Annotated in this window: 14 protein-coding genes; 10 read left to right on the top strand and 4 right to left on the bottom strand. The window is 37.7% G+C overall.

From position 1 onward, the window contains the following. The 3 genes from topA to ACO052_RS08105 form a co-directional block, all read right to left on the bottom strand. A complete protein-coding gene (topA, locus tag ACO052_RS08115; RefSeq protein ID WP_422107506.1) occupies positions 1-2496 on the bottom strand; it encodes a type I DNA topoisomerase in 2496 nt (831 codons plus the stop codon). Positions 2497-2656: 160 nt separating this feature from the next. Further along, positions 2657-3100 (bottom strand): hypothetical protein, encoded by a 444-nt coding sequence (locus ACO052_RS08110; protein ID WP_422107505.1) that lies wholly within the window; start codon positions 3098-3100, stop codon positions 2657-2659. 45 nt (positions 3101-3145) lie between these two features. Beyond that, positions 3146-3952 carry a hypothetical protein gene (locus tag ACO052_RS08105; protein ID WP_422107504.1) on the bottom strand — a complete coding sequence of 269 codons (807 nt, stop codon included), beginning with the start codon at positions 3950-3952 and terminating at the stop codon, positions 3146-3148. Between the two features lie 167 nt (positions 3953-4119). On the opposite strand from ACO052_RS08105, the gene miaB reads away from it, so the two are divergent. The 10 genes from miaB to ACO052_RS08055 all read left to right on the top strand — a co-directional run bounded on the left by miaB (position 4120) and on the right by ACO052_RS08055 (position 13086). Beyond that, the gene (gene miaB / locus ACO052_RS08100; protein ID WP_422107503.1) at positions 4120-5568 is read left to right on the top strand and encodes a tRNA (N6-isopentenyl adenosine(37)-C2)-methylthiotransferase MiaB; all 1449 of its coding nucleotides are present in this window, start codon (positions 4120-4122) and stop codon (positions 5566-5568) included. Between the two features lie 13 nt (positions 5569-5581). Continuing rightward, positions 5582-6526, top strand: coding sequence for a hypothetical protein (locus ACO052_RS08095; RefSeq protein WP_422107502.1), 945 nt, complete (start codon positions 5582-5584; stop codon positions 6524-6526). 3 nt (positions 6527-6529) lie between these two features. Then, a complete protein-coding gene (locus ACO052_RS08090; protein ID WP_422107501.1) occupies positions 6530-7801 on the top strand; it encodes a sigma-54 interaction domain-containing protein in 1272 nt (423 codons plus the stop codon). Positions 7802-7897: 96 nt separating this feature from the next. Continuing rightward, positions 7898-8095 (top strand): hypothetical protein, encoded by a 198-nt coding sequence (locus tag ACO052_RS08085; protein WP_422107500.1) that lies wholly within the window; start codon positions 7898-7900, stop codon positions 8093-8095. Beyond that, positions 8096-8599 carry an LptE family protein gene (locus tag ACO052_RS08080; RefSeq protein ID WP_422107499.1) on the top strand — a complete coding sequence of 168 codons (504 nt, stop codon included), beginning with the start codon at positions 8096-8098 and terminating at the stop codon, positions 8597-8599. A 3-nt stretch (positions 8600-8602) separates the two neighbouring features. Continuing rightward, positions 8603-9526 carry a hypothetical protein gene (locus ACO052_RS08075; protein WP_422107498.1) on the top strand — a complete coding sequence of 308 codons (924 nt, stop codon included), beginning with the start codon at positions 8603-8605 and terminating at the stop codon, positions 9524-9526. Position 9527: 1 nt separating this feature from the next. Then, positions 9528-9875, top strand: coding sequence for a preprotein translocase subunit SecG (gene secG, locus ACO052_RS08070; RefSeq protein ID WP_422107497.1), 348 nt, complete (start codon positions 9528-9530; stop codon positions 9873-9875). Between the two features lie 166 nt (positions 9876-10041). Beyond that, complete coding sequence (locus ACO052_RS08065; RefSeq protein WP_422107496.1) at positions 10042-10317, top strand: co-chaperone GroES; 276 nt, start codon at positions 10042-10044, stop codon at positions 10315-10317. Between the two features lie 123 nt (positions 10318-10440). After that, positions 10441-12072: a chaperonin GroEL gene (groL, locus tag ACO052_RS08060; RefSeq protein WP_422107495.1), complete on the top strand. Its 1632-nt coding sequence runs from the start codon at positions 10441-10443 to the stop codon at positions 12070-12072. A gap of 210 nt (positions 12073-12282) precedes the next feature. Continuing rightward, positions 12283-13086, top strand: coding sequence for a DNA alkylation repair protein (locus ACO052_RS08055; protein WP_422107494.1), 804 nt, complete (start codon positions 12283-12285; stop codon positions 13084-13086). 65 nt (positions 13087-13151) lie between these two features. Here ACO052_RS08055 and ACO052_RS08050 read toward each other — a convergent pair whose 3' ends face one another. Beyond that, positions 13152-14246 carry a redoxin domain-containing protein gene (locus ACO052_RS08050; protein ID WP_422107493.1) on the bottom strand — a complete coding sequence of 365 codons (1095 nt, stop codon included), beginning with the start codon at positions 14244-14246 and terminating at the stop codon, positions 13152-13154. Positions 14247-14344: the final 98 nt, after the last annotated feature.

Genomic DNA, 14344 nt, shown 5'->3' with positions numbered 1-14344 from the left:
TTATTTCTTTTTAGTCGTCGCTTTTTTTCTGGTTTTCTTTTTAGGAGCATTTTTCTCAAGAATCGCTTTGGCTTCTTCTAGGGTCATCTCAGAAACATCTACAGTTTTGGCCAGTTCAACTTTCTGTTTACCCTTAATAACATTGTGCCTTCCCCATCTCGCCTTTTCTACCCTAATGCCTTCATCTTCCCAAACATGAATAAGCTTATCCTTCTCCTTTTGAATTTTATCCTCAATTAAAGTGACGATGTCTCCCTCAGATAGATTATCCCAATCGTACTTTTTATTGACATTAATAAACATGTTATTCCATTTTATAAATGGTCCAAAACGTCCTTTACCTTTGGTAACTTCTAATCCTTGATACATATATATAGGAGCATCTGCTTTTTCCTTTTCTTTTATGTAATCTATAGCTTCCTCCAAATCTACACTAAGTGGGTCAACACCCTTTGGTAACGACACAAACTTTTTACCAAAGCGAACATAAGGACCAAAGCGACCATTATTCACTTCCACTTCATCATCTTTATAATGGCCCAAAGACTTAGGCAGCTTAAATAAATCCATCGCCTCTTCAAAGGTGATAGAACTCAACTGTTGATCTGGCGATAAACTGGCAAACTTTGGTTTTTCCTCATCATCAACGGTTCCCACTTGAACCATGGGACCAAACTTTCCTAAACGTACGCTCACTTGGCGGCCTGTATTGGGATCAACACCAAGAATACGCTCACCTGATTCGCGCTCTGCATTTTCCTGAACATCCTCAACCTGGGGATGAAAGCCTTTATAAAAGTCTTTCATCATAGCTCTCCAATCTTCCTTACCTTCAGCAATATCATCAAAGTTTTCCTCAACCCTCGCGGTAAAGTTATAATCGAGAATATTTTCAAAATGGTTAACCAAGAAATCGGTAACAATCATTCCTGTATCCGTAGGTACTAGTTTACCTTTATTAGATCCTACTTTTTCAGAAAGTACTTTGGTATTAATAATCCCATTTTGGAGCATTAATTGTTGATACTTTCGTTCTTCACCTTCATTAGCTCCTTTTTCTATATAGTTTCTATTTTGAATGGTAGAAATTGTCGGTGCATAAGTGGATGGACGGCCTATTCCGAGTTCCTCTAATTGTTTCACCAAAGATGCTTCTGTATATCTCGAAGGAGGTCTTGTGAAACGTTGGGTGGCCGTAATATATTTATTGTCTAATTTTTCTCCTACTTCTAAAGGTGGTAATATGCCTTCTTTCTCAGCGTGCTCGTCATCCGTACCCTCTAAATACACTTTAAGAAAGCCATCGAATGTTATAATTTCACCGTTGGCGACAAATTGTTCAGTCACCTGATGTGTTCCGTTAATTTTAATCTTCAAGTTGGTACGCTCTAATTTAGCATCACTCATTTGTGAAGCAATGGCACGTTTCCAAATCAAATCATACAATCTTGCTTGGTCGCGTTCAACATTGACAGTGTGGTTGGAAAAACTAGTTGGTCTAATGGCTTCGTGTGCTTCTTGAGCACCTTTAGACTTACCTTTATAGTTTCTTGGATTACTATATTCAGCACCAAACGCCGTTATGATTTCGCTTTCCGCTCCTTTTCTCGCTTCTTCCGATAGGTTAACACTATCTGTTCTCATATAAGTAATCAAACCTGCTTCGTACAAACGTTGCGCATTACTCATAGTTCTACTTACCGAAAACCCTAACTTTCTTGAAGCTTCTTGCTGTAATGTCGAGGTTGTAAATGGAGCTGCTGGTGACTTACGAGCTGGTTTTTTTTGCAAATCCGAAACTTGGTACCAAGCTGCTTTATTGGCATTTAAAAAATCTTGCGCCTCTTGCTCAGAATTAAAATTCTTAGGTAGTTTTGCTCTAAACGATGTGCCTTCAGCAGATACAAACTCGGCATCAATTCTATAAGATGCCACTGGATTAAAGTCTTGAATATCGCGTTCGCGCTCTACGATCAAGCGTACAGAAACCGACTGTACTCTACCCGCAGACAGACCACCTTTTACCTTTCGCCATAATACCGGAGATAGTTCATAACCCACAATACGGTCAAGAACACGTCTGGCCTGCTGTGCATCTACAAGATTGTAATCGATACTTCTAGGGTTCTCAATTGCCTTTTTTATAGCTGTTTTGGTAATTTCATGAAAAACGATACGCTTCGTTTTTTCCTTGTCCAAACCCAAAGCTTCAGCTAAATGCCACGCAATGGCCTCTCCTTCTCTATCTTCATCACTCGCTAGCCATACGATTTCTGCTTTTTTTGCTAGTTCCTTGAGTTTTTTTACAACATCGCGCTTATCTTTAGAAACCCTATATTTAGGTTCAAAATCCCCATCGACGTCAACTCCCAATTCCTTTGAAGGCAAATCAGAAATATGTCCAAAGCTCGAGGCTACTTTATAATCTTTTCCTAAAAATTTTTCTATGGTTTTTGCCTTTGCAGGTGACTCAACTATGACTAGATTCTTCGGCATTCTTTATTTTTTTGAGGTTACAAATGTATATGAAAATTAAGTTACAATCCTAATTTGGTTATAAATACCACATATTTTTAACGTCCTTTTGATGAATTCATAAATAAAAAAAGCCTTACAAATTGTAAGGCTTTCGTTATGTTATACGGCGCTCGTAAATTTAATATGAATAAGTAATGGGATCATCATAGCCATCAAGGTTAAGAATGATTTCATTGACTCCATCAACCCTTAGTGTAGACAAATCAAAGGTTTGTGCCTTACTAATTTGGGCAAGACAAGCCTCATTGTTAACTAAAAACAATTTAATAGAGCGTTGTGGTGGGTCAGATTCTTGTACATCGCCAGAATCTATTAATTGCATTACCCAAGACATGCCATCGCATCCCGTAGCGGAAATACTTATAGACATGCAATCGCCAATAATACTAACACTATTAATAGTATAGGGACTAGTGGCCCCAGTTTGAAACGTGGTACTGTCTATTATAGCCAAGGCAGCACAATTGGTTGGTAATACGGTATTTCCATCATCATCAAAACACTGAAAATTCAAAAAGAACAGTGTAAATAATACGAGATGACTTAATTTTTTAAAATTCATGTTTTATGCTTTTCTTATAAGACGTAAAAATTTAGAAAGGTTGCGTTAAAAATTCACATCGTTTACGGTTTGTAAACTTTCATCGTTACTGTCAAAACCAACCACTTCCTTATAAATAAGATATGTGGGCAAGGTAAGAAATGATCGGGTGACATAGGTTCCAATAATACACATCAAAAATCCAACTATTATCGCCAAAAACGCAGTCACAAGTATAAGCCCAAAAGAAATTAGCCATTTCTTATTGCCAATGGCAAAACTCAAATTAATTATTTCCGTTACCGATTTTTCAGGATTAAAGGCATAAACGACATACATATAGAACAAGGGTACAAAGGCATAAATAATTGGTAAGACACATAGCATTGTGGCTAAAAGCGAAATTCCAATATATGCCAAACCAAGTTTTATGGTTTTACCTAAGTAAGGCTTTTTAAAAAAATAAAAATAATCTTCCCTTCCTATTTCTCCTAGATCCTTTAACTTACATATCCTATAAAATCCGGCTTGAAGACCAAAGGCAATGGTGCTTAAAGCGGCCATAGCAAATAAATATAGCGGGACCATTATCAAAAAAAACAATGGACCAAAACTAGGTCCGCTATACGAATCGTAATAACCGTAAGAATCATAAGCGTCATAGGCCCCGGAAAAGCCAGTCATGAACCCTAAGAAAAATAATGGTATGTAGACTATCATAACTACTGGTATGGCCATTACCATATTTAAAAGGATAATGACTAATCCCTGTACCCATACTTTTTTAAACAACTCTAAAGCGTCATTAAAAATTGTCCCAAAATCTAAACTTTTGGCGTGTTCTATACGGTTTTGGATTTCTGAAATATGCATTTCTAATCGAATTGGTTAGTCATTCAAATGTAATTCTTTTTTTGAGACTTCGCCTTATTAATTATATAGCTGACACTTTGTCACAATCCCCAAAATAATATTATCTTTGCATGTTTATTGAGTTTATATACAACGTATGGTGTTTCGCAATGGCGACATAATTTAGGATGGAAAAAATTATCGACGAAAACAAACAGGGGGAAGCCCTCATATTAAATCAGAAAGAAGGCAATCAAAAAAAGCTATTTATTGAAAGCTATGGTTGTCAAATGAACTTTAGTGACAGTGAAATTGTGGCTTCCATATTATCCGATCAAGGGTACAATACTACTCGGCGTTTGGAGGAAGCGGATTTGGTCTTGGTCAATACCTGTTCTATTAGAGACAAAGCTGAACAAACCGTCAGAAAGCGTTTAAAATACTACGATACGATTAAAGACAAAAACCCTAGCATGAAGGTTGGAGTTTTAGGTTGTATGGCAGAGCGCCTAAAGACCAAGTTCTTGGAAGAGGAAAAAATTGTAGACTTAGTTGTTGGACCAGACGCCTATAAAGACCTGCCTAATCTTTTAGAGGAAGTTGAAGAAGGCCGAGAAGCCATTAATGTTATTTTGTCCAAAGAAGAAACCTACGGCGATATTTCGCCCGTAAGACTCAATAGTAATGGTGTCAGTGCTTTTGTTTCTATCACTAGAGGCTGTGACAATATGTGTACCTTTTGTGTGGTTCCTTTTACTAGAGGTAGAGAACGCAGTAGAGACCCACAGAGTGTTATAGAAGAAGTTAATGACTTATGGGCCAAGGGGTATAAGGAAGTGACACTTTTAGGACAAAATGTAGATAGTTATTTATGGTATGGAGGTGGCTTAAAAAAAGATTTCGACAAAGCTTCTGAATTGCAAAAGGCAACCGCCGTCAATTTTGCTAAGCTTCTTGAACTTTGTGCCAAGGCACAACCAAAAATGCGTTTTCGCTTTTCCACATCGAATCCTCAAGACATGACGATTGATGTTATAGAGACTATGGCGGCTTACGAAAATATCTGTAATTATATCCATCTTCCTGTACAAAGCGGAAGTGATCGTATTCTGAACGCCATGAACCGTCTGCATACGCGAGCAGAGTATTTTGAATTGATTGACAATATCCGTAGAATTATTCCTGATGTCGGTATAAGTCAGGATATGATCGCCGGATTCCCGACAGAAACTGAAGAAGATCATGAAGACACGTTGAGCCTAATGGACTATGTAAAGTACGACTATGGTTTTATGTTTGCCTATTCTGAGCGTCCCGGCACCTTAGCGGGCAGAAAAATGGAAGACGATATCCCGGCCGACGTTAAGAAAAGACGACTTAACGAAATACAAGAACTCCAAAGAAGACACAGCTTATATAGAGCGCAACAACATATTGGAAAAACACAGGAGATTTTGATCGAAAAAACCTCTAGAAAATCAGATGCCCATTGGGCAGGGCGAAACAGTCAGAATATGGTCGCTGTATTTCCAAAGGAACATTATAAACCAGGAGACTTTGTCAATGTAAAAATATTAGATTGTACAAGTGCTACACTTCTCGGCGAAGCTGTAGGCTACTCCAAAAACAATGAATAAAACTAATCTATCAATGAAAAAATTATTATTTACCTTACTGATCTTAACCTTGATTACCGCTTGTGATGACGAACCCTTAGATGCTGGCCTGACCGAACAAGGCGGTGGAGATAATGGCGGCGGAGATGATGGAGGTAGCGAAAGTGGCGATTTAACCCTTTCACTCTATGAATTAGACACGGATACCTCTATCAACTTTTTGGGCATTCCCATTCGTACAATTACAAATTCGGACATCAACATTTCTGATGACAAGATAGTTTCGAGCACGATTATCTTTGAAATCGAAGGTGCACCTTCAGAAACGGAAAATCAGGTGTATACCCGTAATAACGATGGTCAGATCATCAGTGATATTTCTGTAAATGCTAGTAGTGGTATAACGACCAATGAATATATCATCACCTATACAAATGGTGTCATTTCGCAAATCACCTACGATTACTTCGAAGATGATTTCGATGATTACGTTTATAATTTTACGTACAGTGACAATACCATTACACGAACCGAAGAAGGCTCAAACATATCAACTGTGTTTACCATTGATGGTTTTGATCGCATCATCAAAAAAGAGTCTTTTGATGGTGGTTTTTCTATACAAACCGAAACCATTACCTATAATGGCGTTGGAAACATTAATAGCAGTCTTGGCACAGGGGAATTGGATAGTGATTATAGCTACGATTTTGACGACAATAGCAATCCTTTACGGGCTGTTTACAATGATAATTACCTTTTAAGCTTCCTTGCGGATGACTATTCGGACGAAATAGGGCCAATAATCGCTCAATTCCACTCTACAAATAACTGGAATGGTGCTACGTTTAATGGGGAGACATTCACATTCGATTTGCAATACAATTCTGCTGGACGTATTCAAAGACGTGATATCGCCTATGACTTTGGTGCCGACCTCATGTTTGAAATTAATGAGCGATTTAGTTACGTCAATTAGATAATGGAATCCATACAAGCGATAAAACAACGTTTTGGTATTATAGGGAACGACCCTAAACTCAACCGCGCTATTGAAAAGGCAATTCAGGTGGCTGCTACCGATATTTCGGTATTGGTAACGGGTGAAAGTGGTGTGGGCAAAGAGAGCGTTCCCAAAATTATACACCAGTTATCGCATAGAAAGCACGGTAAATATATCGCGGTAAACTGTGGCGCCATTCCTGAAGGTACTATTGACAGTGAATTGTTTGGTCATGAAAAGGGAGCCTTTACTGGTGCGACACAAACACGATCTGGTTATTTCGAGGTCGCCGATGGAGGTACTATTTTTTTAGATGAAGTTGGTGAATTACCGTTGACCACCCAAGTAAGGTTGTTACGTGTTTTGGAAAATGGTGAATTTATAAAAGTAGGCTCCAGTAAAGTTCAAAAAACCAATGTAAGAATCGTAGCGGCTACAAACGTCAATATGTTCGAAGCCATTAAGCGTGAAAAGTTTAGAGAGGATCTTTACTATCGTTTAAGCACTATCGAAATTAATTTACCGGCTCTAAGAGAACGTAAGGAGGATATCCATTTACTGTTTAGAAAATTCGCCAGTGATTTTGCTTTAAAATATAAGATGCCAACCATCAAATTAACAGATGATGCCATTGCGTTACTTCTAAAATACCGATGGAACGGCAATATTCGTCAGCTTCGAAACGTGGCGGAACAAGTGTCTGTTTTAGAACATAACCGCACAATTAATGCGGTAACACTTCAGCATTATTTACCACATACGGGCAGCAATTTACCTGCGGTTGTCAATAACGCTAAATCCGAAGGCGATTTTAGTAGCGAACGAGAGATTCTTTACAAGGTATTATTTGATATGAAAAGTGATCTCAACGACCTCAAAAAGCTCACCATGGAATTGATGAAAAAAGGTAGCGTCTCTGACGTACAAAAGGAAAATGAGCATCTCATACAAAAAATATACGGGGATTCAGATAATGGCGGTTTCGAAACGACGCCAGCGGTTGATGATTTAGAGGTATTATCGATTCCACAACATACCGAAACGAGTGAACCTACCACCGTTGATGTAGAAGACAAGTACCATTTTGCCGAAGAAATCGAAGAAGAAGAGACCTTATCTCTACACGACAAAGAATTAGAATTGATTAAAAAATCTTTGGAGCGCCATAATGGCAAACGTAAGCTTGCCGCTGCTGAGCTAGGTATTAGCGAACGCACCTTATACCGAAAAATTAAACAATACGACCTTTAAGAAAAGTTTATGACCTCTGCTAAAAGAAATTTTAATTTTTAAGGTTTTACATAAAGTTAATGCCCAAAAATCTTTAGGGACATATAAAAATATTACATGAAGGCAGTAGAAATATTTATGATAAGGAAGTCCTTTAGACCGAACAGTTCGGAAGCCATACGCAAGGAGGCAGAGGATTTAATTAATGACAAACATTATCAGGGCTATCGGCTCATCAATGTAGACTTTGATGTGGCGGATAATGCGGGTTATATTTATGCTTTTATTACTATGAAACGACCAAACACGTATTAAATGAAGTCCAAAACATGTACCATATTACTGTTCTTAGGTGTTTTGCTAACGAGTTGTAAAGTGAATTACTCTTTTACAGGCTTAACTGAAACTCCTGAAACGTTTCAAGTCAATTTTTTTCAGAATAATGCAGATTTGGTCGAACCCGGATTAGATATACAATTCACCAATGCCCTTCAGGACATCATCCTCAACCAAACAAGTGCCCAACTGGTCAATTCTGGTGGTGAAGTAATCTATGAAGGAGAGATTACGGAATACCGAATTGCTCCCATGACCGCTACAGCTGAAAACACAGCGGCACAAAACCGATTAACTATTAGTGTTAACGTAAGATATATAAATACAAAAGACGAAGAAAAAGATTTTGAACGACGTTTCTCTTTCTTTTTCGATTTTGATGCGGCCGATCAATTGGTAGGCGCCATAAAGGACGAAGCCCATGAAGTCATCTTTGAACGTTTGACCCAAGATATTATTAATGACTCTTTAGCAGATTGGTAATCCATGCAAGTCCAAGAACTCACATATCTATTACAACATCCTGAAGCTATTACAAGTGCCCAAACCGAACTTCTAGCTGAAAAGATCAATGAGTTCCCCTACTTTCAACCATTACGCGCTTTATATCTCAAAGGGTTAAAACAAAAAGAAAGCTACAAGTACAATAACACCCTAAAAATGACCGCTGCCCATACAGCGGATCGAAGCGTATTATTCGATTATATTACTTCAGAGGTCTTTCACCAAAATGAAATTTCGGATCATATCAAACAAAATTCCGAATATATAAAATCCCTGGAGGTTAATGACGTAGATGACATTTCTGTCAATAAAAGTGTCACCATTGACGATGCTCTAAAGGAACATATTAAAGCTACAGAAGGTGTTCTGGATCCCAACTTATTTAAGGCTAAGATAGAGCCACCACTTCATGCTGAAGCCCCTAAAATCGAAGATTCCATTATTGCTGTTGATGTCGATAATATAACTCCTGAAGAGAAGCTCAATATTGGAAAACCTCTTGAATTTGATAAAAACGAAAATCATTCCTTTACAGAATGGCTGAAGATTACCAACTTTAAGCCCATTGTGCGGGAGGAGCCTACTGAAATTAAAGAGGAATCTAAGGACAATGTAAGCCAGCCTCTCCAAAGTAAATTAGATTTAATAGATAAATTCATTATTGAAAACCCTAAGATAAAACCCGTCACCGGTCATACTCCAAAGCCTAAATTGGTTAATAACGACGATGAGGTTTCAGAAAGCTTAATGACCGAAACTTTGGCACGTATTTATCTAGAGCAAAAAAACTATGACAAGGCCATTCAATCCTATAAAATTTTAAGTTTGAAATATCCAGAAAAAAGTAGTTTCTTTGCAGACCAAATAAAATGGGTAGAAGAATTAAAAGACAATAACACAAAATAAAATGAGTGCATTTAGTATATTTTTAATATTAATCGTCGTTGTGGCTTTTTTATTAGTTGCGGTGATTATGGTACAAAATCCTAAAGGTGGTGGTCTATCGTCGTCTTTTGGTGGTGGAGGTACCCAACAGTTGGGCGGTGTAAAGAAAACGGGAGATTTCTTAGATAAGAGTACTTGGTTTTTGGCAACAGCGCTTATCGTTTTAATCCTGGCGTCTAACTTAACTCTAGATGGAGGTAATAGTGTTGGATCGACGGCATTAGATGAAAATGAAACTACAGAAACACCAATAACAACACCTGCAACATCAGATGACACTACGACTGTCAATGATTCTATAGGACAGTAATTGAATGTTAAGATATTTTATTAAAGCCAGTTTTTTTGAACTGGCTTTTTTATTTGCCATAGCTAGAGCGAATTTCTGAAAGTTTGTCAGTCATTTTGTCTTGGCATAATTTTCGAATAACGCTAAAGCGTTAATACAATAATCAATTATTAAAAATTAAAATAGAATGAGTTTAAACATTACACCTTTAGCAGATCGTGTTCTTGTAGAGCCGATGGAAGCTGAAACAACCACAGCTTCAGGTATTATAATTCCAGATAATGCAAAAGAAAAACCGCAAAAGGGAACTGTTGTTGCTGTTGGCAACGGAAAAAAAGACGAACCTTTAACTGTTAAAGTGGGCGATACCGTATTGTATGGAAAGTACGGAGGTACTGAATTGAAACTTGAAGGTAAAGACTATTTAATCATGCGCGAAAGCGACATTCTGGCAATTGTTTAATTGCAAACTCCAAAAAATAAAAAACAAATTCCAAAATCATGAAATTGAAATGCTATACTCCGTAATTGGAATTTGGCAAATTGGTTTTTTGAAATTTAAAAATTTTAAACAAAATTTTTCATTATGGCAAAAGATATAAAATTCGATATTGAAGCACGCGACGGATTAAAACGCGGTGTTGATGCTTTGGCAAACGCAGTAAAAGTAACATTAGGTCCTAAAGGTCGTAATGTTATCGTAGGCAAATCATTTGGTGCGCCTCAAGTCACAAAAGATGGGGTATCTGTAGCAAAAGAAATTGAGCTCGAAGACGAGTTAGAAAACATGGGGGCGCAAATGGTAAAAGAAGTGGCTTCCAAAACGAACGACTTAGCTGGTGACGGTACAACAACAGCAACTGTTTTAGCACAAGCTATCGTCAAAGAAGGCTTAAAAAATGTAGCTGCTGGCGCTAACCCTATGGATTTAAAACGAGGCATCGATAAAGCCGTAGGCTCAATTACCGCTGATTTAGAAAAACAAGCCAAGAAAGTAGGGAACTCTTCTGAGAAGATTCAGCAAGTGGCTTCTATTTCCGCTAATAATGATACGACTATTGGCGAATTAATCGCTGAAGCATTTGGTAAGGTAGGTAAAGAAGGTGTGATTACCGTTGAGGAAGCCAAAGGTACCGATACCTATGTGGATGTGGTTGAAGGTATGCAGTTTGACAGAGGTTATTTATCACCTTATTTCGTAACAGATGCCGATAAAATGATCGCGGATTTAGAAAACCCATATATCTTATTATTCGATAAAAAGATTTCTAACTTACAGGAAATCCTACCCATTTTAGAACCGGTAGCACAATCTGGTCGTCCTTTATTAATCATCGCAGAAGATGTAGAAGGCCAAGCTTTAGCGACTTTAGTTGTGAATAAATTACGTGGTGGATTAAAAATTGCAGCCGTTAAAGCTCCAGGATTTGGTGACCGACGCAAAGCCATGCTAGAGGATATCGCCATCTTAACTGGTGGAACGGTTATTTCAGAAGAAAGAGGTTTCTCTCTTGAAAATGCAGACCTTTCTATGTTGGGTACAGCCGAATCTGTAATGATTGATAAGGATAACACTACCATTGTTAATGGTAACGGAAAATCTTCTGATATTAAGGCCAGAGTGAATCAAATCAAAGCTCAGATAGAAACCACTACTTCTGATTATGACAAGGAAAAACTTCAAGAGCGTTTAGCAAAATTAGCCGGTGGTGTTGCTGTATTGTATGTTGGTGCAGCTTCTGAAGTTGAGATGAAGGAAAAGAAAGACCGTGTTGATGATGCCTTACATGCAACCAGAGCTGCTGTTGAAGAAGGTATTGTTGCCGGTGGTGGAGTTGCTTTGGTAAGAGCTAAGAAAACACTTGAAAAATTAGAAACTGAAAACTTGGATGAAACGACGGGCGTACAAATCGTAAATAAAGCCATTGAGTCTCCTTTGAGAACTATTGTTGAAAATGCTGGTGGCGAAGGATCAGTAGTCATCAATAAAGTTTTAGAAGGTAAGAAAGATTTCGGTTACGATGCAAAGAATGAAGCTTATGTGGATATGCTAAAAGAAGGGATTATTGATCCTAAGAAAGTAACGCGTATCGCTTTAGAAAATGCAGCATCAGTGGCAGGTATGATCTTAACGACTGAGTGTGCCTTAGTGGACATTAAAGAGGATGCTCCAGCTATGCCACCAATGGGTGGAGGCGGAATGCCAGGTATGATGTAACTTTGAGAACCTCAGTTACCATGGCGAATTACCATAAATAAACACCGGCTTAGGTCGATGACAAATTTATAAGCCTTTGACAAAAGTCAAGGGCTTTTATTTTACAGCGATTATTTTTATAACTTAGAACATATAAAAATTAATTACTGGTATAAGAAGATTGTAGTATTTCCGTAATGCTCAAGGCAACTCTAAAATAAGACAAGGAGAATGATCCCAGAACATATACAAAACCGAAAAGGAGCTCGAAGTTTTAAAGATTTAGACCCAGAAGTCATCGACTATCTCAACAAAGGGCTTATCGAAACCAAAAACTTGATGGAATGGTTGGCCACCGACCAATTACAACTCCTAAAATTGGTTTTAGAAGAACACCAAAAAACGGATTGGTATGATTCTTTTGATATGGCCGTAAATGCGCAAAAAAAACCTACGGCCAATAGCAATACTAAAGTTATAGGAGAAACTTTTGGGCAATTGACCAGTAATTTGGAGTTTTATAAAACGCTGCGCAGTCACCATAGTGACATTGTACGGTGTTGGGCATGCTGGGCTGAGAGTCTACAATACGATGACATCAGCACCCTTATTAATGGTATCAAACCCTATGCAGCTGACTCACACTTTGGTGTTAGAGAAGTCGTCATTTTCGCTAGTAAAGAACGTATGACAGAACATTTAGACCTATCTGTAGCTTTATTATCAAAATGGACAGAGGACAAGGATGAAAACATACGTCGTTTTGCGGTTGAAGCCTTGCGGCCCGTAGGTGTTTGGGTAAAAAAGATCGCAGTATTTCAAACCAATCCTGAAAAGGGCTTAGCCCTTATTGAGCCTCTAAAGTCTGATACCTCAAAATACGTTAGGGATTCTGTTGGTAATTGGCTCAATGATGCTAGTAAATCACAACCTGAATGGGTGAGTGCTATATGCAGACAATGGGAAAAAGAATCACGAACTAAAGAGACCGCTTATATTATTAAAAAAGCTCTGAGAACTATCAATAAACGTTAGTCCTATAAAAAAAGCCTTTAATTAAAATCAAAGGCTTTTTTAGAATGGTAAATCATTTCATAGTCTTAAGGCAAAACCTCTGCTAATTTTTCATTTAGCCTTTCACCCCTTAGGTTCCGGGCAATAACTTTACCTTCTTCATCTATTAAGAAATTATCTGGTATACCGTTAATGCCGTAAATTAAACTCGCTTTATTTTTCTGTGCCTTTAAATCACTGACATGGGTCCATGGTAGATTGTCTTGTTCGATGGCGGCCAACCAAGATGCTCTATCTGCATCTAACGATACGGCAAAAATCTCAAACCCCTTTGGATTATAAACTTCGTAAGTCTTAACCAAATTTGGATTCTCTGCACGACAAGGCCCACACCAAGAAGCCCAAAATTCTAACAACACAGCTTTCCCCTTTAAATCAGATAATTTAACGGTATTTCCATCAGTGTCTTGCATGTCAAAATCAACAAAAGTATCGCCGATTTCGGGTTCATTATTCAATTGTAAGTACTCTGAAATATCCTTGGCATAGCCAGTATTCTTGATATCGTCAGAGAAATTGTCATATAATTCCTGAACTTTTTCTTTACCCCAAGTTGTGGCGTATATATTTAAGATATGGGCGCTAACTATAGAATTGGAATGCTCCTTTATAAAATCTTGATAAATCTGAATTTCTTTTTTCTCAACCGTGGCATATTGGTCTGACAAAGCTTTAATCTCTTCTTTAGACATCCCCTCTTCATAAAGGTTATCAATACTGTCCAATTGTTTTTCAACGTTTTCTAAGCGGTGATCTAAAATATTATCAATTTCCTGAGTCTTTGAACCCGAGATTTCAGCTTGCCTAAACTTGCCCTTTTCAGCATTAAAGGTCATCACTTCATTTTCTAACCAAAACGCCTTATAATCCCTCGTACCTTTTACCATGAGGTATACATTTGTAGGGTTTTTAACCTCACCTTCAAGCTTAAAGTTCTCATTTATGACCATAGTTGAATCAATAATCTTATCATTAGCAGAAATATACACTATAGAACTATCAGGAATATTTTTTAAGGTTCCACTAAGTACATAACCTGCCTGTGTTTGAGGTGTATTGCTTTCATTTTTGCAAGACAACACCGTTAAAAGTGCGACTGTAATCGTCAATATGTTCTTCATAACTCATTATTTATTTACGGTATTAAAGTTCGACGAAAATTATGTTATTATCAAGTTTTCAGCCCTTTTTATAGCTAGATATCCTCATTGAAAAGTCT

It is taken from the genome of Winogradskyella sp. (assembly GCF_965228925.1).
Taxonomy (GTDB): Bacteria; Bacteroidota; Bacteroidia; order Flavobacteriales; family Flavobacteriaceae; genus Winogradskyella.
The sequence above is the reverse complement of the archived record's forward strand: the minus strand, read 5'-3'. Positions and strand labels throughout refer to the sequence as shown.